Annotated in this window: 20 protein-coding genes; 9 read left to right on the top strand and 11 right to left on the bottom strand. The window is 71.4% G+C overall.

The window, feature by feature from the left end; translation table 11 throughout:
- Nucleotide 1 precedes the first annotated feature (1 nt).
- Nucleotides 2-2,566, bottom strand: a complete 2,565-nt coding sequence (locus HN013_RS01080) for a phosphoribosyltransferase (RefSeq protein WP_171161875.1) — start codon at nucleotides 2,564-2,566, stop codon at nucleotides 2-4.
- On the bottom strand, nucleotides 2,566-3,744 hold the full coding sequence (locus tag HN013_RS01075) for an HpcH/HpaI aldolase/citrate lyase family protein (protein ID WP_171161873.1): 1,179 nt from the start codon (nucleotides 3,742-3,744) through the stop codon (nucleotides 2,566-2,568). The genes HN013_RS01080 and HN013_RS01075 overlap by 1 nt, the downstream gene beginning before the upstream one ends.
- Before the next feature lie 317 nt (nucleotides 3,745-4,061).
- Between HN013_RS01075 and HN013_RS01070 the strand changes: the two genes are divergently transcribed.
- Nucleotides 4,062-5,165 carry a TerD family protein gene (locus HN013_RS01070; protein ID WP_171161871.1) on the top strand — a complete coding sequence of 368 codons (1,104 nt, stop codon included), beginning with the start codon at nucleotides 4,062-4,064 and terminating at the stop codon, nucleotides 5,163-5,165.
- A 102-nt stretch (nucleotides 5,166-5,267) separates the two neighbouring features.
- On the opposite strand, the gene HN013_RS01065 is transcribed toward HN013_RS01070, so the two are convergent.
- From HN013_RS01065 to HN013_RS01040, 6 genes are all read right to left on the bottom strand, one after another.
- On the bottom strand, nucleotides 5,268-6,014 hold the full coding sequence (locus HN013_RS01065) for a Tellurium resistance (RefSeq protein ID WP_171161868.1): 747 nt from the start codon (nucleotides 6,012-6,014) through the stop codon (nucleotides 5,268-5,270).
- Between the two features lie 114 nt (nucleotides 6,015-6,128).
- Nucleotides 6,129-7,265 carry a DUF475 domain-containing protein gene (locus tag HN013_RS01060; protein ID WP_171161867.1) on the bottom strand — a complete coding sequence of 379 codons (1,137 nt, stop codon included), beginning with the start codon at nucleotides 7,263-7,265 and terminating at the stop codon, nucleotides 6,129-6,131.
- Nucleotides 7,266-7,436: 171 nt separating this feature from the next.
- Nucleotides 7,437-8,012, bottom strand: a complete 576-nt coding sequence (locus tag HN013_RS01055; protein WP_171161865.1) for a TerD family protein — start codon at nucleotides 8,010-8,012, stop codon at nucleotides 7,437-7,439.
- Between the two features lie 158 nt (nucleotides 8,013-8,170).
- Nucleotides 8,171-8,746: a TerD family protein gene (locus tag HN013_RS01050; RefSeq protein WP_171161863.1), complete on the bottom strand. Its 576-nt coding sequence runs from the start codon at nucleotides 8,744-8,746 to the stop codon at nucleotides 8,171-8,173.
- A gap of 114 nt (nucleotides 8,747-8,860) precedes the next feature.
- On the bottom strand, nucleotides 8,861-9,319 hold the full coding sequence (locus HN013_RS01045; protein WP_171161861.1) for a peroxiredoxin: 459 nt from the start codon (nucleotides 9,317-9,319) through the stop codon (nucleotides 8,861-8,863).
- A 150-nt stretch (nucleotides 9,320-9,469) separates the two neighbouring features.
- Entirely contained in the window at nucleotides 9,470-9,892 is a 423-nt protein-coding gene (locus tag HN013_RS01040) for a DUF3052 domain-containing protein (protein ID WP_171161859.1), read from the bottom strand.
- 471 nt (nucleotides 9,893-10,363) lie between these two features.
- On the opposite strand from HN013_RS01040, the gene aceE reads away from it, so the two are divergent.
- Nucleotides 10,364-13,096 carry a pyruvate dehydrogenase (acetyl-transferring), homodimeric type gene (aceE, locus tag HN013_RS01035; protein ID WP_171161857.1) on the top strand — a complete coding sequence of 911 codons (2,733 nt, stop codon included), beginning with the start codon at nucleotides 10,364-10,366 and terminating at the stop codon, nucleotides 13,094-13,096.
- Nucleotides 13,097-13,166: 70 nt separating this feature from the next.
- Here aceE and HN013_RS01030 read toward each other — a convergent pair whose 3' ends face one another.
- Nucleotides 13,167-14,762, bottom strand: coding sequence for an MFS transporter (locus HN013_RS01030; RefSeq protein ID WP_171161855.1), 1,596 nt, complete (start codon nucleotides 14,760-14,762; stop codon nucleotides 13,167-13,169).
- Between the two features lie 116 nt (nucleotides 14,763-14,878).
- Between HN013_RS01030 and HN013_RS01025 the strand changes: the two genes are divergently transcribed.
- From HN013_RS01025 to HN013_RS01005, 5 genes are all read left to right on the top strand, one after another.
- Nucleotides 14,879-15,553, top strand: coding sequence for a TetR family transcriptional regulator (locus HN013_RS01025; protein ID WP_171161853.1), 675 nt, complete (start codon nucleotides 14,879-14,881; stop codon nucleotides 15,551-15,553).
- Nucleotides 15,554-15,702: 149 nt separating this feature from the next.
- Nucleotides 15,703-16,935, top strand: a complete 1,233-nt coding sequence (locus tag HN013_RS01020; RefSeq protein WP_312018449.1) for an alpha/beta hydrolase — start codon at nucleotides 15,703-15,705, stop codon at nucleotides 16,933-16,935.
- 75 nt (nucleotides 16,936-17,010) lie between these two features.
- Nucleotides 17,011-17,877 carry a DUF4429 domain-containing protein gene (locus tag HN013_RS01015; RefSeq protein WP_171161851.1) on the top strand — a complete coding sequence of 289 codons (867 nt, stop codon included), beginning with the start codon at nucleotides 17,011-17,013 and terminating at the stop codon, nucleotides 17,875-17,877.
- 236 nt (nucleotides 17,878-18,113) lie between these two features.
- Nucleotides 18,114-19,463: a sensor histidine kinase gene (locus tag HN013_RS01010; RefSeq protein ID WP_171161849.1), complete on the top strand. Its 1,350-nt coding sequence runs from the start codon at nucleotides 18,114-18,116 to the stop codon at nucleotides 19,461-19,463.
- Nucleotides 19,460-20,137 carry a response regulator transcription factor gene (locus tag HN013_RS01005; protein ID WP_171161847.1) on the top strand — a complete coding sequence of 226 codons (678 nt, stop codon included), beginning with the start codon at nucleotides 19,460-19,462 and terminating at the stop codon, nucleotides 20,135-20,137. The genes HN013_RS01010 and HN013_RS01005 overlap by 4 nt, the downstream gene beginning before the upstream one ends.
- A 20-nt stretch (nucleotides 20,138-20,157) precedes the next feature.
- On the opposite strand, the gene HN013_RS01000 is transcribed toward HN013_RS01005, so the two are convergent.
- On the bottom strand, nucleotides 20,158-20,598 hold the full coding sequence (locus HN013_RS01000) for a MerR family transcriptional regulator (RefSeq protein WP_171161844.1): 441 nt from the start codon (nucleotides 20,596-20,598) through the stop codon (nucleotides 20,158-20,160).
- Nucleotides 20,599-20,733: 135 nt separating this feature from the next.
- Here HN013_RS01000 and HN013_RS00995 point away from each other — a divergent pair, with 135 nt between their 5' ends.
- Nucleotides 20,734-21,552: a serine hydrolase gene (locus HN013_RS00995; RefSeq protein ID WP_171161842.1), complete on the top strand. Its 819-nt coding sequence runs from the start codon at nucleotides 20,734-20,736 to the stop codon at nucleotides 21,550-21,552.
- A gap of 98 nt (nucleotides 21,553-21,650) precedes the next feature.
- Here HN013_RS00995 and HN013_RS00990 read toward each other — a convergent pair whose 3' ends face one another.
- A complete protein-coding gene (locus HN013_RS00990; protein WP_171161840.1) occupies nucleotides 21,651-22,337 on the bottom strand; it encodes a pirin family protein in 687 nt (228 codons plus the stop codon).
- Between the two features lie 57 nt (nucleotides 22,338-22,394).
- On the opposite strand from HN013_RS00990, the gene HN013_RS00985 reads away from it, so the two are divergent.
- Nucleotides 22,395-23,570 (top strand): helix-turn-helix domain-containing protein, encoded by a 1,176-nt coding sequence (locus HN013_RS00985; RefSeq protein ID WP_171161838.1) that lies wholly within the window; start codon nucleotides 22,395-22,397, stop codon nucleotides 23,568-23,570.
- Nucleotides 23,571-23,626 lie beyond the last annotated feature (56 nt).

Genomic DNA, 23,626 nt, shown 5'->3' with positions numbered 1-23,626 from the left:
TTCACGAGGACCGGACCGCCCGCCCGTCGGTTCCCGTGGCGGCGCGGGTGTACCGCGGGTGGACGAGGCCCACGCAGCTGTACGGCAGCCCGTCCACCTCCTCCACCGGTACGCCGCGCTGGGCCGCGAGCAGCCGGACGTGGTCGAGGTCGGCACCGGCGCCGCGCTTGGCGAGGATCTTCCAGGGGACGCGGCGCAGCAGGACGCGGGTGGTCTCGCCGACGCCGGGCTTGACCAGGTTGACGTCGTGGATGCCGTACTCCTCGCTGATCCGCTCGACCGCCGCCCAGCCCCGCCAGGTGGGGGTGCGGTCGGCGCCCGCGAGCTCCTTGGCGTCGTGGGCGACGCCCTCCTCGACCTCGGCGAAGCGGGCCTCGACGGTGGCGATGAAGGCGCGGGACACATCGGCACCGGCCAGCTCGCGGTAGAACTTGGCGCCGTGGAAGTCGTCCGGACCGACCAGGTCGGCGCGCAGCACGGTCCGCGAGATCAGGCCGGAGACCGTGGAGTTGAGGCACGCGGAGGGGATGAGGAAGTCGTCGCGCGTGCCATAGGTCTCCACGCAGTGCCCGGGGTCCGCGAGGACGGCGAGCCGCGGGTCGAACTCCGTTCCCCGCAGGGCCTGTTCGAGCTCCCGGGTGATGGCGCCCTTGCCCGTCCAGCCGTCGACGAAGACGACGTCGGCCGGGTCGTGACGGTCGGCGAGCCGGCGCAGCGCCGCGGTGTCGATGCCCCGGCCGCGGACGATGGACACCGCGTAGTGCGGCAGGTCCAGGCCGTGCGCGTGGCGGGCCCAGCGGCGCATCAGGACGCCCACGGGGGTGCCGGCGCGGGCCAGCGACACCAGCACCGGGCGGGGCGACCGCTCGGCCAGCACCGTCTCGGTCACGGCACCGACCGCCCGCGCGATCCGGCCGGCGGACGCGTCCAGGGCCGCCGTGTAGAGGGCCTGGTAGTCGGCGGAGGGCTGGTACTCGACGGGCAGCGACTCGGCGTAGTGCGCGCCTCCGCTCTGGATCGCCTCCTCGCGCTCCTCCGTGGGCACTTCCAGGGTGACGGACGAGAGGTCTTGGAGCAGCCAGCCGACGTCCTCGGGCTCGTAGGACGAGAAGGCGGGTCCGCGGAGGGGTTCGCCCTCGGCACGGTGGGACGGGATCACGGCGAGCAGGACCTTCCGGGTGTGCGCGGCGAGCCGGTCCAGCAGCCCTCCGGGTGCGTGCAGGGCGGGGGTGTCCCCCGTCGAGTCGGTCACGACGACGACCGCGTCGAAGCCCGCGCCCGCGACGTTGTAGGCGTAGCGGTCGCCGGGCCCGTCGGCGGGGTCGTCGTGCGCGGGGAAGACGAGACGGCTGCGGATCGCGTAACCGGGGTCGTCCACGGGCAGGACGGGCGACCGGGTGGTGGTCGAGAACCACACGCCTGGGTGGGGGGCGGGGGCCTCCGGGACGGAGACCGGGCGCGCGGACGACGGACCTCCCTCGGAGTCCGGGCCGGCGCCCGCGAGGCGGCGCTCCAGCGCCTCCGCGAGGCGCAGGGGCGCGTACATCAACTCCTCGGTCCCGAGGACGAGGACGCGGCGCGCGCCGATCCCGGACGGCTCGCCGGTACCGGACGGCTCAGCCACCCCGGACGCCCCGGACGCCCCGGTCCCCGAAAGGGCACCCGCACCGGACGGCACCCCCGCCAACGCCGCCTCGACCGAGGCGGCCATGCGCGGCAGTGCCGCCTCCAGACGGGCCCGGTCCGCGGGCGTGAACCCGTGCCGCCCGCCGTCGGGCAGGCCGAGGGGCCAGGAGAGGTCGACGCGGGTCACCTCGACGGACGCGCGCCCATCGGCGCCTCGCGCATCGGCGGCCTCTGCGACCGCCGCCCCCTCCCACTCCGCCACCAGCTCCTGCCCGCGCCGCAGCACGCCGTCCGGCAGGGTCACCGTCCCCGACGCGAGGGCGAGGACGTCCACCCGGGCGCCCAGCTCCGCCGCGAAGGCGTCCAGGGCGGCGCGGTCCTCGGGCGAGCGCATGTCGACGAGGGCGACGACGACGTACCGGTCGCGCGGGCAGCGGCCGTGGAGGGCCGCGATGGTGTTGCGGACGGTGCGGCCGGTGGAGAACTCGTCGTCGACGAGGACGAGCGGTCCGTCGCCCGCGAAGAACCGCGGGTCCTCCGGCAGCAGCAGGTGGGAGGTCGCGTGGCTGTGCTCCTCCTCGAAGCCGCCGGCGGGGGCGACCCCGGCCACCGGGCGGCGCGTCGAGTGCAGGTAGGGGGCGAGGGCCAGGCCGTCGGCGACGGAGTGGCCGAGGCCGGTGGCGGTCTCGGCGTAGCCGAGGACGACCGCCCGCGCGGCGTCCTCGTCACCGAGAAGGGCCCGCACCCGGCGGCCGAGCCCGAGGCCGGCCGCATGAACGACGGACGGCCGCTGCGGCACGTGCTTGCCGAGGACGCGGGAGACGAGCAGGTGCGCCCGCTTGGGGTTGCGGCGCAGGGCCAGGCCCAGCAGCCCGGGGAGGTCCCCGTCGCCCTCCAGCCGTACGCCGAGCCGGTCCGCCACCCACTGGCCCGACCACATCAGAACGTCACTCCCTCTCGCAGCGTCGGCACGCTCGCGCCCAGCAGTTCCACGAACCCGACATCCTCTCGTGCCACACCGAACACCTCGGCCCTCAGCAGAGTCCTTTCTGCCCAGGCCCGGTGCGGCTTCACCTCGTTCATCTTGTTGGTGTACGCGGACCGCAGCACCCCACCGCCCCCGTCGACCGACCGCAGAATGTCCTGGGCGTCGCCGAACTCCTCGTGGCTGACCACCGACAGGGCGTGCACGGGAGCGACGTGCGAGGGATGGATGCAGGTCTTGCCCTGGAGCCCGTTGGCGCGGTCCAGTTCGATCTCCCGGAGCAGGCCGTCCATGTCGTGCTCGATCAAGGCGGAACGCAGCGCCTCGGCGGGCCCGGCGAAGGGGCTGCGGCGCAGCTGCGGTTTGAACATCCGCTGGTGCTGGCGGAAGTACTCCCACACCGGGCCGGTGACGGTGAAGCCGCTGCCGTCCGCGCGGCCGAGGACGTTGACGACGTCGGCGATGACGGAGGCGACGAGCTGGACGTCGTAGGCGGTCATGTCGGGCGCACGGCGCAGCCCGTAGGCGGAGCAGAAGTCGGTCACGCCGAGTCGCAGGGCGAGCACCCGGTCGCGGTACTTGGTGACGGCACGGGAGATCCCGGCCAGGGTCTCGGTCCGGGTCTCCAGGTGCAGGAGCTCGGGGGACTCGAGGACGGGCATGGCGAACAGCCGCTGCTCGTGGGCGGTTTCGGCCTCGGCGAGCGCCTCCAGGAAGGGCAGGCCGCGGTCCTCGGTGAACTTGGGCAGGACGAAGCCGGAAAGCAGCCGCCGGGCGGGGCCGAGGCGGCGCATGAGGTCGGTGATCTGTCCGGGGTGACGGACGCGGATGAACAGCAGCGGCAGCCGGGGGGCGGCGGCCAGCTCCGCGAACTGCCGGACGAGGTTCTCCTCGGCCCCGGCCACCTCACCGTCCGCTATCGAGTCCTCCAGGCACAGGACCATGGACACGACACCCTGGCCGGCCTGTTTGACGATGTCCCGGGCGAGCGAGGGCCGGGTGGCGGGGCTGTAGAGGGTGGCGCCGAGGGCGACGGCGAGCGTGGCGGCCGTGGAGCCGACGTCGAACTCGGCCGGCTGCCGGTGGAACAGAGCGTTCCGGACCTCGGGCGTGAAGTGTCCAAAGTGCCGCATCTTTCTCCCCGTTGTACCGCGTTGTCCCGCCGGTCCGTTCCGCCGTAGTCCCGCCGGTTCCGTTCCGCCGATGAGCGTGGCCGATTATCGTACGCTTGGCAACGGGTCAAGAGTTCCCCAAAACCGGGAAAGAATCGCGTCTCACAGTGCAGGGCGCACCGACACCCTTGGGCGCCCCCGGCCGGCAGCCCTCCACGCCCCCGGCCCGGCAGGCGGCCCCGGCCGCCCCCGCGCGCCCGCCCGTGCCCCGGCTGCACCCCTCCACCGGCACCGGCCCGCGTTGTCCGCGGCCCGTACGGGAGGGCAGGATTGCGGGCATGACGCACGCGATGCTGAAGGGATCGAACATCCCGCTGGAGGCCCCGGCCGTACGGGCCGTGCTGCACTGGACCCCCGGCGCCGGCGTCCCCGACGTGGACGCCTCCGCCCTGCTGCTGGGCGCCGACGACCGCGTGCGCTCGGACGAGGACTTCGTCTTCTACAACCAGCCCCGCCACCCCTCCGGCCTGGTGCGCCATCTGGCCAAGAAGCGACTGCCCGAGGGGCTCACCGACTCCGTCGAGGCCGACCTCGCCACGCTGGACGGCTCGGTACGGCGCGTGGTGATCGCCGCGTCCGCCGACGGCGGGACGTTCGGGCTGGTCAAGGACTTGTGCGTGCTGCTGTACGACGCCTCTCCCGGCGCCGCGGGCACCTCCGGCGGCCCCGGCCCCGTCATCGCCCGCTTCGACGTCCAGCCCGAGACGGGCGACGAGACCGCGATGATCTGCGGCGAGCTGTACCGCCGCGGCGAGGGCTGGAAGTTCCGCGCGCTCGGGCAGGGGTACGCGACGGGGCTGGTGGGGCTCGCGACGGAGTACGGCATCTCCGTCGAGGACGAGGACGAGGACGGGGACGGGACCGCGGCGGGGGCAGGGGCAGGGGCAGGGACGAACGGCACCGCCACCGACGGGAGCGAAACGTCCGCCGCCGCCCCGGGACCGCGCCCCGAGCCCATATCACCGGCATCACCGGCATCGCCTGCCTCCGGCACCCTGCCCCCGCCGGCGTCCAGCCCCGCCCCGTCCTCCCCACCCGCCCCGGCCGGCCCGCCCGGGCCCACCGGCGGTACCCCCACCGCACCCGCCCCGCACTCCCCTGCCACCGCCCCCGCCGCCGCCCCCGGCTACGGCTATCCGCCGCCCCCCGGCGCCCCGCCGGTGGTCCCGCCGCAGCCCGCACCGCACGGCGGACCGGGCGCGCAGCCCGCGTACGGCTACCCGCAGTACCCGGCGGCCCAGCCGTCCTACGGCTACCCCCAGTCCCCGCCGCCCCGGCCGTCCTACGACGCCCCGGGGGACTACCCGCTGCCAGCTCTGTCGGCTCCCGACCCGGCGTTCCGGCTGCCGCCGCAGGGGCCGCAGTTCCTGCCGGGCCGGTAGGCCACCAGCGGCCCGGCACCGCGGCGGAGGGCACCGGCCCTTCCCGCGGTGCCGGCGCACCCCTCACACGGTCGCCTCACACCTCCGCCTCACACCTCCGCCTCACACCTTCGACGACTTGTAGCCCCGCCCCCACTGGAGCCCCCACCCATACAGCCGGTCAAGCTCCGACTGGAACCCGTACACATAGCGCATCTCCCGCCGGACGACGATCTCCTTCTTGTCGTTCTCGATCAGCACCACGGCGCACGACCGCGCCTCGGGCGCGCGCTCGTGGAGCGCGACTTCGAGCCGGGGGCCATTGCCGGGATACAGCGTCACCGTGGCCTGGGTACGCTCGAACGCCGGGGTCCCGTCATAGATGTAGACGAAGACCAGCAGTCGCTTGATCTCATCCCGGTGGTCCATGTTGACGTAGATCGTCTCCCCCGAGCCGGAGCCGAACCGGTCGTCTCCGCTGAGCTGCACGTACGGCGGGGAGTTGATGCTGCCCAGTATGTTGCCGAGCGGCTGCACTACGCCTTTGGAGCCGTCCCACAGCTCGTACATGCACGCGAGGTCCAGGTCCACACTGACCATGGCCGGGCCCTGCGCCTGCACGACTTCGGGGGTGAACTTCCGGAACGGGTGCCGCATCGCACCGCGCGACGGCTTCTCGTGGATGACGGAGGTCCGCATCTGCCAGGACAGGTTGACGCGCATGTTGCCGTTGAGAGCTCCGTGCTTGGTCAGTGAGTAGACCGGGTGGCGTTTGGTGAGCTCGACCGCCCCCGTCGAGCTGTGCGGGGCGTCGAACTGCCACGCCGCGCCGCGCCCCCAGTTGCCGAACAACCTGTCCCGTACCGTCATTGCTGCCCCCACCCTCGCGGATCACGGTTCCCGCCCCGGGAACCGCCGAGCGGGACGGCCGTGAGGTGATCTCACCGCCGCCCCGCTCAGAGGGTTCCCGCACATGTGCCAGGGTCACACCCCGGACGTGACCTCCTGGCGCTCCGCCTCGCTGTCGCCCGCCCCGGCCTCCATGCGGTTGCGCCGCACCGAGGACCAGAACGAGAGGGTGATCAGCACCACGCCGATGAGGCCGGTGATGACCTCGTTGATCTCGTACTTGATCGTGAGGATCAGAATCAGGGCGAGCGCGCCGATCGCGTAGTGGGCGCCGTGCTCCAGGTAGACGTAGTCGTCGAGGGTCCCCTTGCGGACCAGGAAGACCGTCATCGAGCGGATGTACATCGCACCTATGCCGAGGCCGAGGGCCATCACAAAGATGTCGTTGGTGATCGCGAAGGCGCCGATGACACCGTCGAAGGAGAAGGAGGCGTCGATGACCTCCAGGTAGAGGAACATGAAGAACGCGGCCTTGCCGGCCAGTCCGACGACCGAGCCGCCGTTCTTCTTCTCCGCCGCGGCGGCCTCCTCGGCCTCTTCTTCCCCGTCCTCCAGGCGGTTCTCGAAGAAGGCCGAGATGCCACCGACGACAAGGTAGGTCACCAGACCGCCGACACCGGCCAGCAGCACGGTCGCGGCCTTGTCGACCGTGCCCTCACCGCCGTGCACCGGGACGGACGTGGCGAAGGTGGTCGCCGCGATGATCAGCACCACCAGGGAGACGATGACCGAGAGGCCCTCGACCTTGCCCAGCCGGGCGGTCGCCCGCTCCAGCCAGCCCAGCCACCGTATGTCCCGGTCCTCGAAGATGAAGTCCAGGAAGATCATGAGCAGGAAGATCCCGCCGAACGCGGCGATGGCCGGGTGGGCGCTGGTGACCAGCGCCTCATAGCGGTCGTGGTCGTTGATCGCCACGTCCACGGCCTCGATCGGGCCGAGTTTGGCGGTCATGGCCACAATGACGACCGGGAAGACCAGCCTCATGCCGAAGACGGCGACGAGGATGCCCAGCGTCAGGAACATCTTCTGCCAGAAGGCGTTCATCTTCCGGAGGATGCCGGCATTGATCACGGCATTGTCGAATGAGACCGAGATCTCCAGGACGGACAGGATCGCGACGAGCGCCAGCCCTTTCCACCCCCAGAGCACGCCGGCCAAGGCCAGACCGGCCGCCGTGATGGCGAACGACCAACCAAAGGTTTTCAGGAGCACTGGCTACCCAATCCTTCGTGTGCGCGATGTTCTCCGCGCGTACGCGGCTTTACGAAACGTTGACCCCGAAGTGTAAGGGTCCGTTCCCGCAGCCGGGAGAGTCGATCTACGGACACACACGGCGCACCCCTGCCCCTCGGGGACGCGCGGTCACGCCGCGTGCGTCCCGCCTCACGAAACGTTGACCCCGAAGTCCATGGCGATGCCCCGCAGTCCGGACGCGTACCCCTGTCCGACCGCGCGGAACTTCCATTCCCCGCCGTACCGGTAGACCTCGCCGAAGATCATCGCGGTTTCGCTGGAGGCGTCCTCGCTCAGGTCGTAGCGGGCCAGCTCGGTGCCGTCGGCCTGGTTGACGACGCGGATGTAGGCGTTGGTCACCTGGCCGAAGTTCTGGCCCCGGACGTCGGCCTCGTGAATGGAGACCGGGAACACGATCTTGTCGCAGGCGGCCGGGACCTTGACGAGGTCGACCAGGATCGTCTCGTCGTCGCCGTCACCCTCACCGGTGAGGTTGTCACCGGTGTGCTCGACCGAACCCTCGGGGCTCTTGAGGTTGTTGTAGAAGACGAAGTACTCGTCGCCGAGCACCCGCCCGGAGGAGCACAGCAGCGCGCTGGCATCCAGGTCGAAGTCCGCACCGGTGGTGGTCCGCGCGTCCCAGCCCAGACCGACGACGATGGCGGTCAGATTCGGCGCGTGCTTGGAGAGGGAGACATTGCCTCCCTTGGCGAGCGTGACACCCATGGTCCTGTTCCTCCCCGAGTTGAACATTGGTCGCCGCGCACGGGTCGCCGCGCACGTCCGGCGCCGTACTCCCGGACTGCCCAGGCCGGGCTGCCTGAATACGGGAGTACGGCGCCGGAGGTGAGCCGTCACGGCCGCGTGCGCGGCCGGGCCGTGGGTCAGACGTTGACGCCGAAGTCCTGCGCGATGCCGCGCAGGCCGGAGGCGTAACCCTGCCCGATGGCACGGAACTTCCACTCCGCACCGTTGCGGTAGAGCTCGCCGAAGACCATGGCGGTCTCGGTCGAGGCGTCCTCGCTCAGGTCGTAGCGGGCCAGCTCGACGTTGTCGGCCTGGTTGACGACGCGGATGTAGGCGTTGCGCACCTGGCCGAAGCTCTGCTGGCGGCTCTCGGCATCGTAGATGGAGACCGGGAACACGATCTTGTGAACATCCGCCGGGACACCGGCCAGGTTGACCTTGATGACCTCGTCGTCGCCCTCGCCCTCACCGGTCAGGTTGTCACCGGTGTGCTCGACCGAGCCGTCGGGGCTCTTCAGGTTGTTGAAGAAGACGAAGTTCTGGTCGTTGGTGACCTTGCCCTGGTCGTTCGTGAGCAGCGCACTGGCGTCCAGGTCGAAATCCGTACCGGTGGTGGTACGGGCGTCCCAGCCGAGACCGACGACGACCGCGGTCAGGTTCGGGGCTGCCTTGGTCAGCGAGACGTTGCCGCCCTTGCTGAGACTGACTCCCACGAGTCCTCCATTGGTTCGAGGGGCCGGGCCGGTCGGCCTGCCCCCGGTTGTGCGATGGCATCCGGTGAACGTGTGGATCCTAGTGACCGGTTCCCACCGATTACAGGGTCTTGCTCAGAGAGCGGCGAGTTCCCGGGTGTACTCGTTCAGGTCGCGTGCGTCGGGCAGGCCGTTGACGATCGTCCAGCGGACGACGCCCTGCTTGTCGATGATGAAGGTGCCGCGCACCGCGCAGCCCTTCTCCTCGTCGAAGACGCCGTAGGCCCGGCTGACCTCGCCGTGCGGCCAGAAGTCGGACAGCAGCGGGTAGTCGAGCTTCTCCTGCTCGGCGAAGACGCGGAGCGAGAACGGCGAGTCGTTGGAGACCGCGAGCAGCTGGACGTCGTCGTTGACGAAGGACGGCAGCTCGTCGCGGAGGGCGCACAGCTCGCCGGTGCACACGCCGGTGAAGGCGAACGGGTAGAAGAGCAGGACGACGTTCTTCTCGCCCCGGAAGTCGGAGAGGCGGACGGTCTCGCCGTGCTGATTCCTCAGCGCGAAGTCCGGAGCCTCGGTGCCGACGTCGATCGCCATGGTCGCTTCCCTCTCTCGGCGGGCGCCGACCGGACGGCCGGCGGGTCAGGCGGCCAGTCTGTCATTGGGCCCCGGAGGCGACGCACCGCGCCCCCGGCAGCGGGGCTGCCGGGGGCGCCGAGAGGTCCTGTGGGCCGGTACCGGCCGCGCTCAGCGCTTGCCGGACTTCAGCCGGGTGCCGGACCAGTCCTTGGCGACGCTGATGCTCTTGGCCGGGCTGAGCCCCGCGGTCTGCGCCGCGTCCTGGACGTCGCTCGGCTCGATGTACCCGTCACGGCCGGTCTTGGGCGTCAGCAGCCAGACGGTGCCGGCGTCCTCGAGCAGACCGATGGCATCCACCAGCGCGTCCGTGAGGTCTCCGTCCTCGTCCCGGAACCACAGCAGGACGACGTCGGCCACGTCGTCGTAATCCTCATCGACGAGGTCCTGGCCGATGATGGATTCGATACCTTCACGGAGATCATGGTCGACGTCGTCGTCGTAACCGATCTCCTGGACCACCTGTCCGGGCTCGAAACCCAGCCTTGCGGCGGGGTTGGTCCGCTCCTCCGCGTGGTCCGCGGTCGCGCTCACGGATTGCCTCCTGTCATCTTTCGAGAATGCTCTTGTGCTCCCCGCATACGCGAGGCATTGGGCGTAGTCCACACGTGCCGGACGGATCGCGCAAGTACCCGCTCAGCGATCCCTCCCAAACGTTGACGTCTCATGGCAACTCCCACCATGAGGCCGCAACCGAGAGTGATTCACACCACAGCGTTGCGCCGGGTTTGCGAAGTTACTCCCTGGGATTGCGGCCTCCGGGGCCGAACGGCCGTACGCGAGGGACCCCCATTGGGGGCGTATGGTTGCGATTTGGCCGCCGCGAGGCGGCCACCCTCCGACGCTTCATCTCCCGAGTGGTGGTTACCGCCCAGTAGAGATGACGTTTCCGTCGCCGCGGTCCACGATGGGAGCCGGCGCGACATAAGCGAAGACAGTATGTGACCGCGTGCGCAGCAACCCTTGCGTGCAGAGCACGACACACCCGAACAGCGAAGGAACAGCGTGGCTTCCGGATCCGATCGCAACCCGATCATCATTGGCGGTCTTCCCAGCCAGGTCCCGGACTTCGATCCCGAAGAGACCCAGGAGTGGCTCGACTCGCTCGACGCGGCCGTCGACGAGCGAGGCCGGGAACGTGCCCGCTACCTCATGCTTCGCCTGATCGAGCGGGCGCGCGAGAAGCGTGTCGCCGTGCCCGAGATGCGCAGCACGGACTACGTCAACACCATCGCGACCAAGGACGAGCCGTTCTTCCCCGGCAACGAGGAGATCGAGCGCAAGGTCCTGAACGCGACCCGGTGGAACGCGGCCGTGATGGTCTCCCGTGCCCAGCGCCCGGGGATCGGCGTCGGCGGTCACATCGCCACGTTCGCCTCCTCCGCCTCCCTGTACGACGTGGGCTTCAACCACTTCTTCCGGGGCAAGGACGAGGGCGACGGCGGCGACCAGATCTTCTTCCAGGGCCACGCCTCGCCGGGCGTCTACGCCCGCGCGTTCCTGCTGGACCGCCTCTCCGAGCAGCAGCTCGACGCCTTCCGCCAGGAGAAGTCGAAGGCCCCCTACGGTCTGTCCAGCTACCCGCACCCGCGGCTCATGCCGGACTTCTGGGAGTTCCCGACCGTCTCCATGGGCCTCGGCCCGCTGGGCGCGATCTACCAGGCGCGGATGAACCGCTACATGGAGGCGCGCGGCATCGCCGACACCTCCAAGTCGCACGTCTGGGCGTACCTGGGCGACGGCGAGATGGACGAGCCCGAGTCGCTCGGCCAGCTGTCCCTGGCCGCCCGTGAGGGTCTGGACAACCTGACCTTCGTCGTCAACTGCAACCTGCAGCGCCTCGACGGCCCGGTGCGCGGCAACGGCAAGATCATGCAGGAGCTGGAGTCGCAGTTCCGCGGCGCCGGCTGGAACGTGATCAAGCTGGTGTGGGACCGCTCCTGGGACCCGCTGCTGGCCCAGGACCGCGACGGCGTCCTGGTCAACAAGCTGAACAGCACCCCGGACGGCCAGTTCCAGACGTACGCCACGGAGACCGGCGCGTACATCCGCGAGCACTTCTTCGGCGACGACCAGCGTCTGCGCAAGATGGTCGAGGGCATGTCCGACGACCAGATCCTGCACCTGGGCCGTGGCGGTCACGACCACCGCAAGATCTACGCGGCGTACGCGGCGGCCAAGGCCCACAAGGGCCAGCCGACCGTGATCCTGGCGCAGACGGTCAAGGGCTGGACGCTCGGCCCGAACTTCGAGGGCCGCAACGCGACCCACCAGATGAAGAAGCTGACGGTCGACGACCTCAAGCGCTTCCGCGACCGGCTCCACATCCCGATCGCCGACAAGGAGCTGGAGTCCGGCCTGCCGCCGTACTACCACCCGGGTCGCGACTCGGAGGAGATCCAGTACATGCACGACCGGCGCAAGTCGCTGGGCGGCTACGTACCGAGCCGGGTCGTGCGGGCGAAGCCGCTGAACCTGCCGGGCGACAAGGCGTACGCGCCGATCAAGAAGGGCTCGGGCCAGCAGTCGATCGCCACCACCATGGCGTTCGTCCGCCTGCTCAAGGACCTGATGCGGGACAAGGAGATCGGCAAGCGCTTCGTGCCGATCGCCCCGGACGAGTACCGCACCTTCGGCATGGACTCGCTGTTCCCGTCGGCGAAGATCTACAACCCGCTGGGCCAGCAGTACGAGGCCGTGGACCGCGAGCTGCTGCTCGCGTACAAGGAGTCCCCGACCGGCCAGATGCTGCACGACGGCATCTCGGAGGCGGGCTGCACCGCGTCGCTGATCGCGGCCGGTTCCGCGTACGCCACGCACGGCGAGCCGCTGATCCCGATCTATGTCTTCTACTCGATGTTCGGGTTCCAGCGCACCGGTGACCAGTTCTGGCAGATGGCCGACCAGCTGGCGCGCGGTTTCGTCCTCGGCGCGACCGCCGGCCGTACCACCCTGACGGGTGAGGGCCTCCAGCACGCGGACGGCCACTCGCACCTGCTGGCCTCCACCAACCCGGCGGTCGTCGCGTACGACCCGGCGTTCGGCTACGAGATCGCGCACATCGTGCAGGACGGTCTCCGCCGGATGTACGGCGAGAACGCGGAGGACATCTTCTACTACCTCACCGTCTACAACGAGCCGATCCAGCACCCGGCCGAGCCGGAGAACGTGGACGCCGAGGGCATCCTCAAGGGTCTGTACCGCTACAGGGCGGGCGAGGCCGGTGCGATCCCGGCGCAGATCCTGGCCTCCGGTGTGGCCGTGCCGTGGGCGATCGAGGCGCAGAAGATCCTCGCCGAGGAGTGGAACGTCAAGGCGGACGTCTGGTCGGCGACCTCCTGGAACGAGCTGCGCCGCGACGCCGTCGCGGTGGAGGAGCACAACCTGCTGCACCCGGAGGAGGAGCAGCGCGTCCCGTATGTGACGAAGAAGCTCGCCGGTGCCGAGGGTCCGAAGGTGGCCGTGTCCGACTGGATGCGTGCCGTTCCCGACCAGATCTCGCGCTGGGTGCCCGGCACGTACCAGTCGCTGGGTGCGGACGGCTTCGGCTTCGCCGACACCCGTGGCGCGGCCCGTCGCTTCTTCCACATCGACGCGCAGTCGATCGTCCTGGGCGTGCTCACCGAGCTCGCCAAGGAGGGCAAGATCGACCGCTCGGCGCTGAAGCAGGCGATCGACCGCTACCAGCTGCTCGACGTGGCGGCGGCCGACCCGGGCGCCGCGGGCGGCGACGCGTAGGCGTCATAGGGACGTGACATGACAGGGCCCCGGCCGGTTTCCACCGGCCGGGGCCCTGTCGTACGTCCGGTCAGATGTGGGCGCCGCCCGGGGCGGCGTCCGCGTTCTCGCCGCGCTTGGTGAGCAGCGCGAGGAGCGCCGCCGCGGCCGCGACGCAGCCGGCGACGAGGAAGGACGTGCTCATCCCGGAGACGAAGGTCTCGTGCGCGGCTCCGGTGATCTTCGCGGCGACCTCGGGCGGGGTGCCCTGGGGCACCGGCGGTACGCCGACCTCGACCGCGGCGGAGGCCGCGTCCTTCTGCTCCTTCGACAGCGGCGGCAGCCCCGCGTCGGCCCACTCGTCCGGCAGCTGGTGTCCGACCCGGGAGGCCATGACGGCGCCCAGGACGGCGGTGCCGAGGGTGCCGCCGACCTGCATGGAGCCCTGCTGGAGGCCGCCGGCCAGGCCCGCGTGCTCCAGGGGCGCGTTGCCGACGATGACCTCGGTGGCGCCGACCATGACGGGGGCCAGGCCGATGCCGAAGAGGGCGAACCAGAGGGACATCAGGCCCGTGCCGGAGTCCACCTTCAGGGCGGACATGCCGAAGCAGGCGGCCGCGGTGCAGACCATGCCGACGAACAGCGGGATGCGCGGCCCGATGCGGCCGATCAGCGCTCCGGCCACCGGGGACGAGACAATCATCATTCCGGTGAGCGGCAGCAGGTGCAGGCCCGCGTCGACCGGCTTCATGCCGTGCACGTTCTGCAGGTAGAAGGTGACGTAGAAGAGGCCTCCCATGAAGGAGAAGGCCATCAGGACGATCAGTGCCGAGCCGGCGGAGAGCGGCACGGACCGGAAGAGCTTCAGCGGCAGCAGCGGCTCCCGCACCCGCTTCTGCCAGAGGACGAAGGCGACGAAGCCCAGCAGTGACGCGCCCAGGAAGATCAGGGTCCTGCTGTCGCCCCACTGCCACTTGGGCGCCTTGATGAGCGCCCAGACGAGGCAGAACATCGCGCCGGAGAGCAGCGCGATGCCGAGGATGTCGAAGGACTTGGGACGGTTCTCGGCGCGGTGGTCCTTGAGGATGATCACCCCCAGGACCAGCCCGAGCGCGCCCACCGGCACGTTGATGAAGAACACGGACTGCCAGTTGACGTGCTCGACGAGCACCCCGCCGATGATCGGCCCGCCCGCGGTGGAGGCGCCGATGACCATGCCCCACAGGCCGATGGCCATGTTGAGCTTGTCGGGCGGGAACGTGGCCCGCAGCATACCGAGCGCGGCCGGCATCAGCAGCGCCCCGCAGAGGCCCTGGAGCACCCGGAAGGCGACGACCATCGACACGCTTCCGGAGAGGGCGATGAGTCCGGAGGCGACGGCGAATCCGGTGGTACCGATGAGGAAGATCAGGCGGTGCCCGAAGCGGTCACCGAGCTTGCCGGCGGTGATCAGCGCGACCGCCAGGGCGAGGAGGTAGGCGTTGGTGATCCATTGGACGTCGGCGAGCGATGCGTTCAGGTCCTTCTGGATGGCCGGGTTGGCGATGGCGACGATCGTGCCGTCGAGCGCGACCATCATCACGCCTATCGCGACCGTCACAAGAGTCAGCCAGGGATGGCCCCGCAGTCCGCTCCGGGGCCCGAGGTCCGGCGGCGTCGCGTCCGCGACGGTGGTCTGAGACGTCATGGACCGAGATTATGGCAGGGGCTGACAATTGACAAACGATTCCATGAGTCGTTATCTGACAACTTGTCCAGAGCACTATTCTGACCAGCGGAAACACCGAGCAGAGGCAGGGACTCATGCAGGCGATCGATGGCGTGGCGGAGCGTGAGGCGCTTCCCGGACTGCGGGAGCGCAAGAAGCAGCGGACGCGGAACACCCTGACGCGGTGCGCGCTGGAGCTGTTCGCCCGCCAGGGCTACGACGGCACCACCGTCGACGAGATCGCCGAGGCGGCCGACGTCTCGCAGCGCACGTTCTTCCGCTACTTCGCCAACAAGGAGGAGGTCGCCCTCGCCCTCCAGGAGGTGGAGGAAGAGGTCGCCCTCGCCGCCCTGGAGGCCCGCCCGCCGGAGGAGTTGCCGCTCACGGCGCTGTGCAACGCGGCCATGGCCTCCTGGGGGGCGATGAGCCGGGCCATCGAGGCGGTCGTCCCCCTCGGCCTGCACCTGCGCACCCAGCGCATGATCGAGTCGACCCCGCAGCTCCTCGCCGCCCGGCTGCGCAGGCTCGGCCACTTCGAGGACCGGCTGGCGGCGGAGATCGCCCGCCGCGAGGACCTCGACCTGGCCGGCGACCCCCGCCCCCGGGTGCTGGTGGCGGCGTGCAGCGGGGTGATGCGGGCGGCGTCCCGGGTCTGGGGCGAGAAGGAGAACGGTGACCTGGACGACCTCCTCCGGCTCGTCACGGACTACCTCGACCTGCTCGGCCCCGCGCTGACGGAGGACTGGCGGGTGCCGCCGGAGCACGCGTAACCACGGCCGGCCGGCCCGCTCGGCACCGGCGTCACCTCCGCGGGCCCGGAGTGAGGCGGCGCACATATGTCCAGCGTCACTTTCCGTCAAACGTGAGACCCATCACTGTCTTGGCGGACGCGCTCCTGTTTCTCCTAGGGTGGTCCGCGGTGACTTCCTTCCCGGAGCTCGGCTCCCCATCCCCTCTGCCGTGGACGAACGCGGCCACGGTCTGGCGCGCCCTGCTCGCGCTCGCCGTGGTCTTCGTCATGCTCGCCACGACCGGCTGGACGGCCGTGCGCCATCACGGAGGGGACACCGACCCCCGGCGGGCGGCACTCACCGCCTGGCTGCACGGCAGCGTCGCCGGGCACCGGCTGCCGTCCCCGTACGCGGAACCCGGCACCCTCGGGCGCTTCTTCGCCTCGCTCTCCGGGGCCGACCGCACCCGGCTCGCCGACCGCTACCCCCTCGTCGTCGGCAACCTCAACGGCGCCCCCCTGGACCTGCGGTACCGCGCCAACCGGACGGCGCTCACCCAGGCCCGCGAGGTCGAGAAGCGCCGCGCCCAGGACAAGGCCCTCTCCCCGGCCGGCCGCGTCGAGGCCGGCCGGCGCCTGCACCGCTTCGACTCACTGCTGTCCCGCGGCCGGCAGATCCTCGCCTTCGACCCCGGCGGCACCGGACGGGTCGCCGAGGTCTTCGGCGACCTCGGCCGCGCCGACCGCGTCTCCGTCGTGGTGCCCGGTGTCGATACGAACCTCCTCACCTTTGAGAAGAGCGGCCGTCCGTACACGGCCCCCGTCGGTATGGCCGACGCCCTGTACACCACGGAGCGCAGCACCCGCCCCGCCGCCCGTACCGCCGTCATCGCCTGGGCCGACTACACCTCCCCCGCCGGAGTCGGTGTGGACGCCGCCACCGGCAAGCTGGCCGCCGAGGGCGCCCTCCGGCTGCGCTCCCTGGTGCGCGGACTGCCCGCCGGCTCCTCCGTCTCGCTGTTCTGCCACAGCTACGGCTCGGTGGTGTGCGGCGTGGCCGCCCGCGAGCTCGACCCCCGCGTCACCGACATCGCCGTGGCCGGCAGCCCCGGTATGCGCGCCCGGCACGTCTCCGAGCTGCGCACCAGTGCCCGGATATGGGCGATGCGCGACGCCGACGACTGGATCCGGGACGTCCCGCACCTGGAGGTCGGCGGCCTCGGCCACGGCGCGGACCCGGTCTCGACGGGCTTCGGCGCCCGCCTGCTGTCCGCCGCCGACGCCGAGGGGCACACCGGCTACTTCCGACCGGGCACCACCAGCCTCGCCAACTTCGCCCGCCTCGGCACCGGCGACGTCAGCGGAATCCGCTGCTCCCCGTCCGACACGGACTGTGCCGACCACACCACCCTCCTCGGCTGATGCCCCCGCTCCGGCATGACGCGCGTAGCGCCCGGAGGGGGGACGCGCGGGCGGGCGCCGCATACGATGACCCGCATGGGTGATGTGCTGGCCGGTTTCCACACCGTCTGGGAGTTCGACACGGACTCCGTGCTCATCCGCTTCGAACGGGGGATCCGCACACCGAAGCTGTTCCAGGCGCTCGGTGAACGGCGCATCCCCTACGAGGCGCTCGCGGCGGTCGATCACGCGCCGGGCAGGCGGGGCACGGTGGTGCTGCACGCCGTGCCCCGGCCCGGGGCCGATCCGCTGATGGACGCCGCCGCCGGGCAGCTCAAGGACGGCACCGACCCCTACCGCCTGGTCCTGCCCGCCGAGCACGCCCTCCTCGCGGAGTACTACGCCGAGGAGATACGGACCCGCCTCGGCGCCCGCGCCGCCGAGCCCGCCGAGCGTCCCCTCGTCGTCGCCCCCGAGCCGCCGCGGTCCTTCAAGGCGTACGACGGCCGGGCCTCCTTCGACGGCAGAACCGTCTCCTTCCGCTGGTTCTGGTCCGGCGCCACCTCCGCCAAGTGGAAGGCCGGCGACCAGCGCTTCCCCGTCGGCGGGCTCTCCGACGTCCAGTGGCGCTCCCCCGACCTCATGGGCGGCCACCTCCGGCTCGTCCAGCGCGACCCCGAACGGCCCGCCCCCGGCCAGGCCGACCAGGACCCCGCCTCCGTCGTCTTCGGCATGGGCTACGGCCCCGTCCACGAGTCCCTGCCCTTCGCCGCCGCCGTCCTCGAAGCGGTCCGCGCCACGTCTCCGGCGGTGCCGGCGGTCCCGGCCCCTGCTCCCGCCGCACGGCCGGACCCCGGGGCGATCGCCGATCGCATCCGGCACCTGGGGGATCTGCACTCGGCGGGGCTGCTGACGGACGCGGAGTTCAGCGCGAAGAAGGCGGAGCTGCTGGCGGAGCTTTAGCCCCGGTCCCGCCCTTTCACCGTTTCCCGGGGAGGGCCCCGGACCCCCGAAAGCGGCTTCGCCGCTTGTCCTCAAACGCCGGACGGGCTGACTTCAGCCCGTCCGGCGTTTGAGGACAACCGCGCGGAGCGCGGTTTCAGGGGGCGCGGGGCCCTCCCCGCAGAAACGGTGAAAGGGCGGGACCGGGGCACCCCCCCCCCGTCCCGAACCCCCACCCCGCATAACCTGAACGGGCTATGCCGCCCGCCCCCCTCGCGCTCGTACGCGACCTCCTCACCCCCACCGGCCCCCCCGAGCCCCTGCTCGCCCGCTCCCGGAGCCGGTTCGTCCGCCGGCTGCCGTACGGGTTCGCGGCGGCCCTGACCGCCATCCTGCTGCCGACGACGTCGACGTTGCTGGCGAACACCTACGAGGTGCACAACGGCGAACTCGCGCTGCTCCTCGCCACGCTGGAGACGGCACCGCTGCTGCTGGCCGTCCGCAGGCCGCTGCTCGCGTGGGCGATCACCTTCACGGTCGGGCTCTGCGCCGCCCTCTTCGTGCTGCCGGCCCCGCGGCCGGGCGACATCTGGCCCTGGCCACCGCCGCTGATCATCGTGCTGCTGCTGATGATGCTCCTCGTCGGGCTGCGCGCACGTCCCCGGACTCTCGTCGCCGTCTGGGCCCTGGTCACCGGGGCGAGCTGGGGCCTGGACGCGTCGGCGCCGCACGGGCCCAGCGGCAGCTGGCTGATTGTCGTCATTCTCGGCGGCATGCTGATGCTGATCGGCGGCGCGGTCCGGCAGAGCAGCGCCGCCCGCCGCGCGCTGGCCGAGCAGGAGGTCATCAGCGAGGCCGAACGAGCCCGCAGAACGCTGCTGGAGGAGCGGGCGCGGATCGCCCGGGAGCTGCACGACGTGGTCGCCCACCACATGTCGGTGATCACCGTGCAGGCGGACAGCGCCCCGTACCGCATCGCCGGCCTGCCGCAGGAGGCGACGGAGGAGTTCGGCACGATCGCCGCCACCGCCCGCGAGTCGCTCGGCGAGATGCGGCGGCTGCTGGGCGTGCTGCGCAGCGAGGACACCGGCGCGGGCGGGGGCGAGCGGACGCCGCAGCCGGGGGTGGACCGGATCGGGCAGCTGGTGGAGGCGACGGTGCGGGCGGGGCAGCCCGTGGAGCTGTCGGTGGACCGGGAGGCGCTGCCGGAGACCGTCCCGCAGGCCGTGGACCTCTCCGCGTACCGCATCGTCCAGGAGGCCCTGGCCAACGCGGTGCGGCACGCGCCGGGCGCGGTCACCCGGGTGTCGGTCGCGGCGGACGCGGAGGGGCTGACCGTGGTGGTCGTCAACGACCCCGCAGGACGGCCGCACGTCCCGCTGGAGACCACCGGCACCGGCCACGGCCTGGTGGGCATGCGCGAGCGCGTCCGCCTGGTCGGCGGCACCCTCGACACCGGCCCCCTGCCGGACGGCGGCTTCCGCGTGGCGGCCCGGCTGCCGTACGCGGCGGAGGTGCCCGCCACCCCGGACGGACCCGGGACGACGACCGACCCGACGACCGACTCGACAACCGCACCGACAGCGAAGGAACCCCCGGCCGCATGACCATCAAGGTGATCATCGTCGACGACCAGGCGATGGTGCGGGCGGGCTTCGCCGCGCTGCTCGCCGCCCAGCCCGACATCGACGTGGTCGGTGACGCCCCCGACGGCCTCCGGGGCGTGGAACTGAGCCGCACCACGCACCCGGACGTGGTGCTGATGGACGTCCGCATGCCGGAGATGGACGGCCTGGAGGCGGCCCGCAGGCTCCTCGACCCCCCGCGTGGCGTCGTGCACCGCCCGAAGGTGCTGATGCTGACCACCTTCGACGTGGACGACTACGTCTACGAGGCGCTGCGCGCCGGTGCCTCGGGCTTTCTCCTCAAGGACGCGCCGCCGGCCGACCTCATCTCGGCGGTCCGCGTGGTGGCGGCCGGCGAGGCGCTGCTCGCGCCGTCCGTGACGCGCCGCCTCATCGCCGACTTCGCCCAGCAGCGCCCCGCCCCGCGCCGGGACCGCTCGCTGCGCCTGAAGGGTCTGACGCCCCGCGAGACGGAGGTGCTGGAACTGATCGCCCGGGGGCTCTCCAACCAGGAGATCGCGGGCTCGCTGGTGCTGGCGGAGCAGACGGTGAAGACGCACATCGGGCGGGTCCTGGCCAAGCTGGGGCTGCGGGACCGCGCCCAAGTGGTGATCTTCGCCTATGAGTCGGGGCTGGTCCGGCCCGGGGAGGCGTGACGCCCCGGGCCGGACGGCGGTCACCGGTGCGCCAGTCCCGCCTCGGTCGCCCGCCGGACCTCGGCATACCGGTCGATCTTGTGGTCGAGGACGTCGAGCGTGCCCTGGAGCTCCGCGACGCGCCGTCTGACGTCCTCGCGGTGCGTGCTCAGCAGCCGTTCGCGCTCGGCCACGGTGCCGTCGCCCTCGCGCACCAGCTCGGCGTAGCGGACCATGTCCGCCACCGGCATGCCGGTCAGCCGCAGCTTGCCGACCAGGTCCAGCCAGTCCAGATCGCGGTCGGTGTAGCGGCGCTGCCCGGTGTGGGAGCGGTCGACGTGCGGCATCAGCCCGATCCGCTCGTACCAGCGCAGGGTGTGCGCGGAGAGCCCGGCGTAGTCGGCCACTTCGCCGATCGTGTACCGGTCCCGGCCCTGCGGGCGCCGCCCGGTGCGTACCGGTGCGGTGTCGATCACGGTCATACGGTTCCCCCTTGTGTCCCGCCGGGCCCATCCGGACCCTGTGCGCTCTCTCAACGCCGGAAGGCCGCGGCACACTCCGGACCTTCGCATACTTGACGGAATCTTGGTCGGTTCCGGCCGGGTTAGGCTCGTTCCATGGAGAGCCTGCGGAAGATCGAGAACTGGCCGGTGCCGACCGCGGCGGCGGCCGTCGTACGGGCCGACGGCACGGTGGCCGGAACGCACGGGCCGGCCGGACACCGGTTCGCCCTGGCCTCCGTCACCAAACCGCTCGCCGCCTACGCCATGCTGATCGCCGTCGAGGAGGGCGCCGTCGAGCTGGACGAGCCGGCCGGGCCGACCGGTTCCACGGTCCGTCACCTCCTCGCCCACACCTCCGGACTGGCCTTCGACGAGGACCGGACCATGGCCGAGCCCGGCACCCGGCGGCTCTACTCCAACGCCGGCTTCGACGTCCTCGGCGACCACATCGCCAAGGCCACCGACATCCCCTTCCCCGAGTACCTCCGCCAGGCGGTCCTCGAACCCCTCGGCATGACCGCCACCGACCTCCCCGGCTCCCCCGCCAAGGACGGCGTCTCCACCATCGACGACCTCATCCGCTTCGCCGCCGAACTCCAGTCCCCGCGCCTGCTCTCCCGCACCACCCTCGACGAGGCCACCCGCGTCGTCTTCCCCGGCCTGAACGGCGTCCTCCCCGGCTACGGCCACCACAAGCCGAACGACTGGGGGCTCGGCTTCGAGCTGCGCGACGGCAAGTCGCCGCACTGGACGGGTACTTCGAGCTCGCCCCGTACTTACGGTCACTTCGGGCAGTCCGGGACGTTCCTGTGGGTGGATCCCGACGCGGGTGCGGCTTGTGTGGCGCTGGCGGACCGGGCGTTCGGGGCCTGGGCGGTGGAGGCGTGGCCGTCACTGACGGATGCGGTGCTTTTGGAAATCGCTGGGGGGTGAGGCCCCGCACCCCCGCGAAGCGCGCTTCGCGCGGTTTCAGGGGGGATGCGGGGCGCCCCCGCAGAAACGGTGAAAGGGCGGGCCAGGGGCAACCTCCCTCAAGGAAACCGCACCTCCGCATGCATCTCCCACACCACCAACTCCGCCCCCTCCCCCAACGCAACCCCATCCACCTCCACCGCATCCTGAATCCGCGCCGCATCCCCCGCCCCCACCACGTACTCCCCGATCCGCAAGGATCCCCGCACCACATGCACGTACAACCACTGCGCCCCGGGCAGAGCACACCGCTCCCCGGCCCCCAACCGCCGCACATGCAGCACCGCACCGGCCCGGCGCAAGTGACACACGGCCCCGTCGGAAACCGCCCGCTCCACCCCGTAAGACGGCGACCCCCCACCCTCCAGCGGCGAAAGCCACATCTGCACGAACCGCAGCGGCACACCCCCCGCGTTCCGCTCCACATGCCGCACCCCCTCCCCCGCGCTGAGCCACTGCACATCCCCCCGCCGCACCACGGCGACATGCCCGGCGGAGTCCTCGTGAGTGAGCTCGCCCTCCACCACCCAGGTGACGATCTCCACATCGCGATGGGGGTGTTCGGCGAAGCCGGCGCCGGGGGCGAGGTGCTCCTCGTTGCAGGCGACGAGCGGGCCGAAGCGCACGTTGTCGGGGTCGTAGAAACCGGAGAAGGAGAAGGCGTGGCGGGTCTCGATCCCGGCGGCCGGGTCCCCGCCCCGGTAACGTTCCGCCGCCCGCCGCACCTGGATCCGCGCCTCGATCATCGGGCTACGGTAGCCCGGCCGCCCCGCACCGGACCCGAATAGGGCAGGCTTGTGCCCGTGCCTGAATCCGCCGCTCACCCCCCGCATCCGCACAGCGCCACCCTGCGCAACCTGGAGAAGTCGTCCGGGACGCTGGCCGCGGCCGCCATCGCCAGGATGGACGCGCAGCTTCCGTGGTACCGGGCGATGCCTCCGGAGAACCGTTCGTGGATCGGTCTGGTGGCCCAGGCCGGTATCGCGGCCTTCACCGAATGGTTCCGGCACCCGGAGACCCCGCAGGCGATCAGCACGGACGTCTTCGGGACCGCTCCCCGCGAGCTGACCCGGGCGATCACTCTGCGCCAGACCGTGGAGATGGTCCGGACGACGATCGAGGTCATGGAATCGGCCATCGACGAGGTGGCCGCGCCGGGCGACGAGTCGTCGCTGCGCGAGGCGCTGCTGGTCTACGCCCGGGAGATCGCGTTCGCCACCGCCCAGGTGTACGCCCAGGCGGCCGAGGCGCGGGGCGCCTGGGACGCCCGGCTGGAGTCGCTGGTGGTCAACGCCGTGCTGTCGGGCGAGGCCGACGAGGGGGTGCTGTCCCGGGCCGCGGCGCTGGGCTGGAACTCGCCCGCGCATGTGGCGGTGGTGCTGGGGACGGCGCCGAACGGCGACAGCGAGCTGACCGTGGAGGCCATCCGACGGGCCTCCCGGCACGCCAAGCTCCAGGTGCTGACGGGGGTGCTGGGCGACCGGCTGGTGGTGATCGTCGGTGGCAGCGACAACCCGTTGCAGGCCGCGAAGGCGCTGCTCGGGCCGTTCGCCGCCGGACCGGTGGTGGCCGGTCCCGTCGTCCCCGACCTGCTGGCGGCGACCCGCTCCGCGCAGGCCGCCGCCGCCGGGCTGAAGGCGTGCGCGGCCTGGCCGGACGCCCCCCGCCCGGTGCTCGCGGACGACCTGCTGCCGGAGCGCGCGATGGCCGGGGATTCTGTGGCCCGCGTGCAGTTGGTGGAGGAGATCTACAGACCGTTGGAGGAAGCGGGCTCCGCGCTGCTGGAGACGCTGAGCGTCTACCTGGAGCAGGCGAGCAGCCTGGAGGGCGCGGCACGCATGCTGTTCGTCCATCCAAACACCGTGCGATACCGGCTCCGACGTGTGACGGACGTCACCGGGTGGTCGCCCTCGGATGTCCGTTCCGCCTTCACCCTGCGTATCGCGCTGATCCTGGGGCGTCTGGCCGACGCCGAGTGACAGCCGTAGGCTTTTGTGGAACGCAAACAATTCCCCTGACGGTTCTTCGTCCCTGT

Source organism: Streptomyces sp. I05A-00742 (genome assembly GCF_013055795.1).
Lineage (GTDB): Bacteria > Actinomycetota > Actinomycetes > Streptomycetales > Streptomycetaceae > Streptomyces.
The sequence above is the reverse complement of the archived record's forward strand: the minus strand, read 5'-3'. Positions and strand labels throughout refer to the sequence as shown.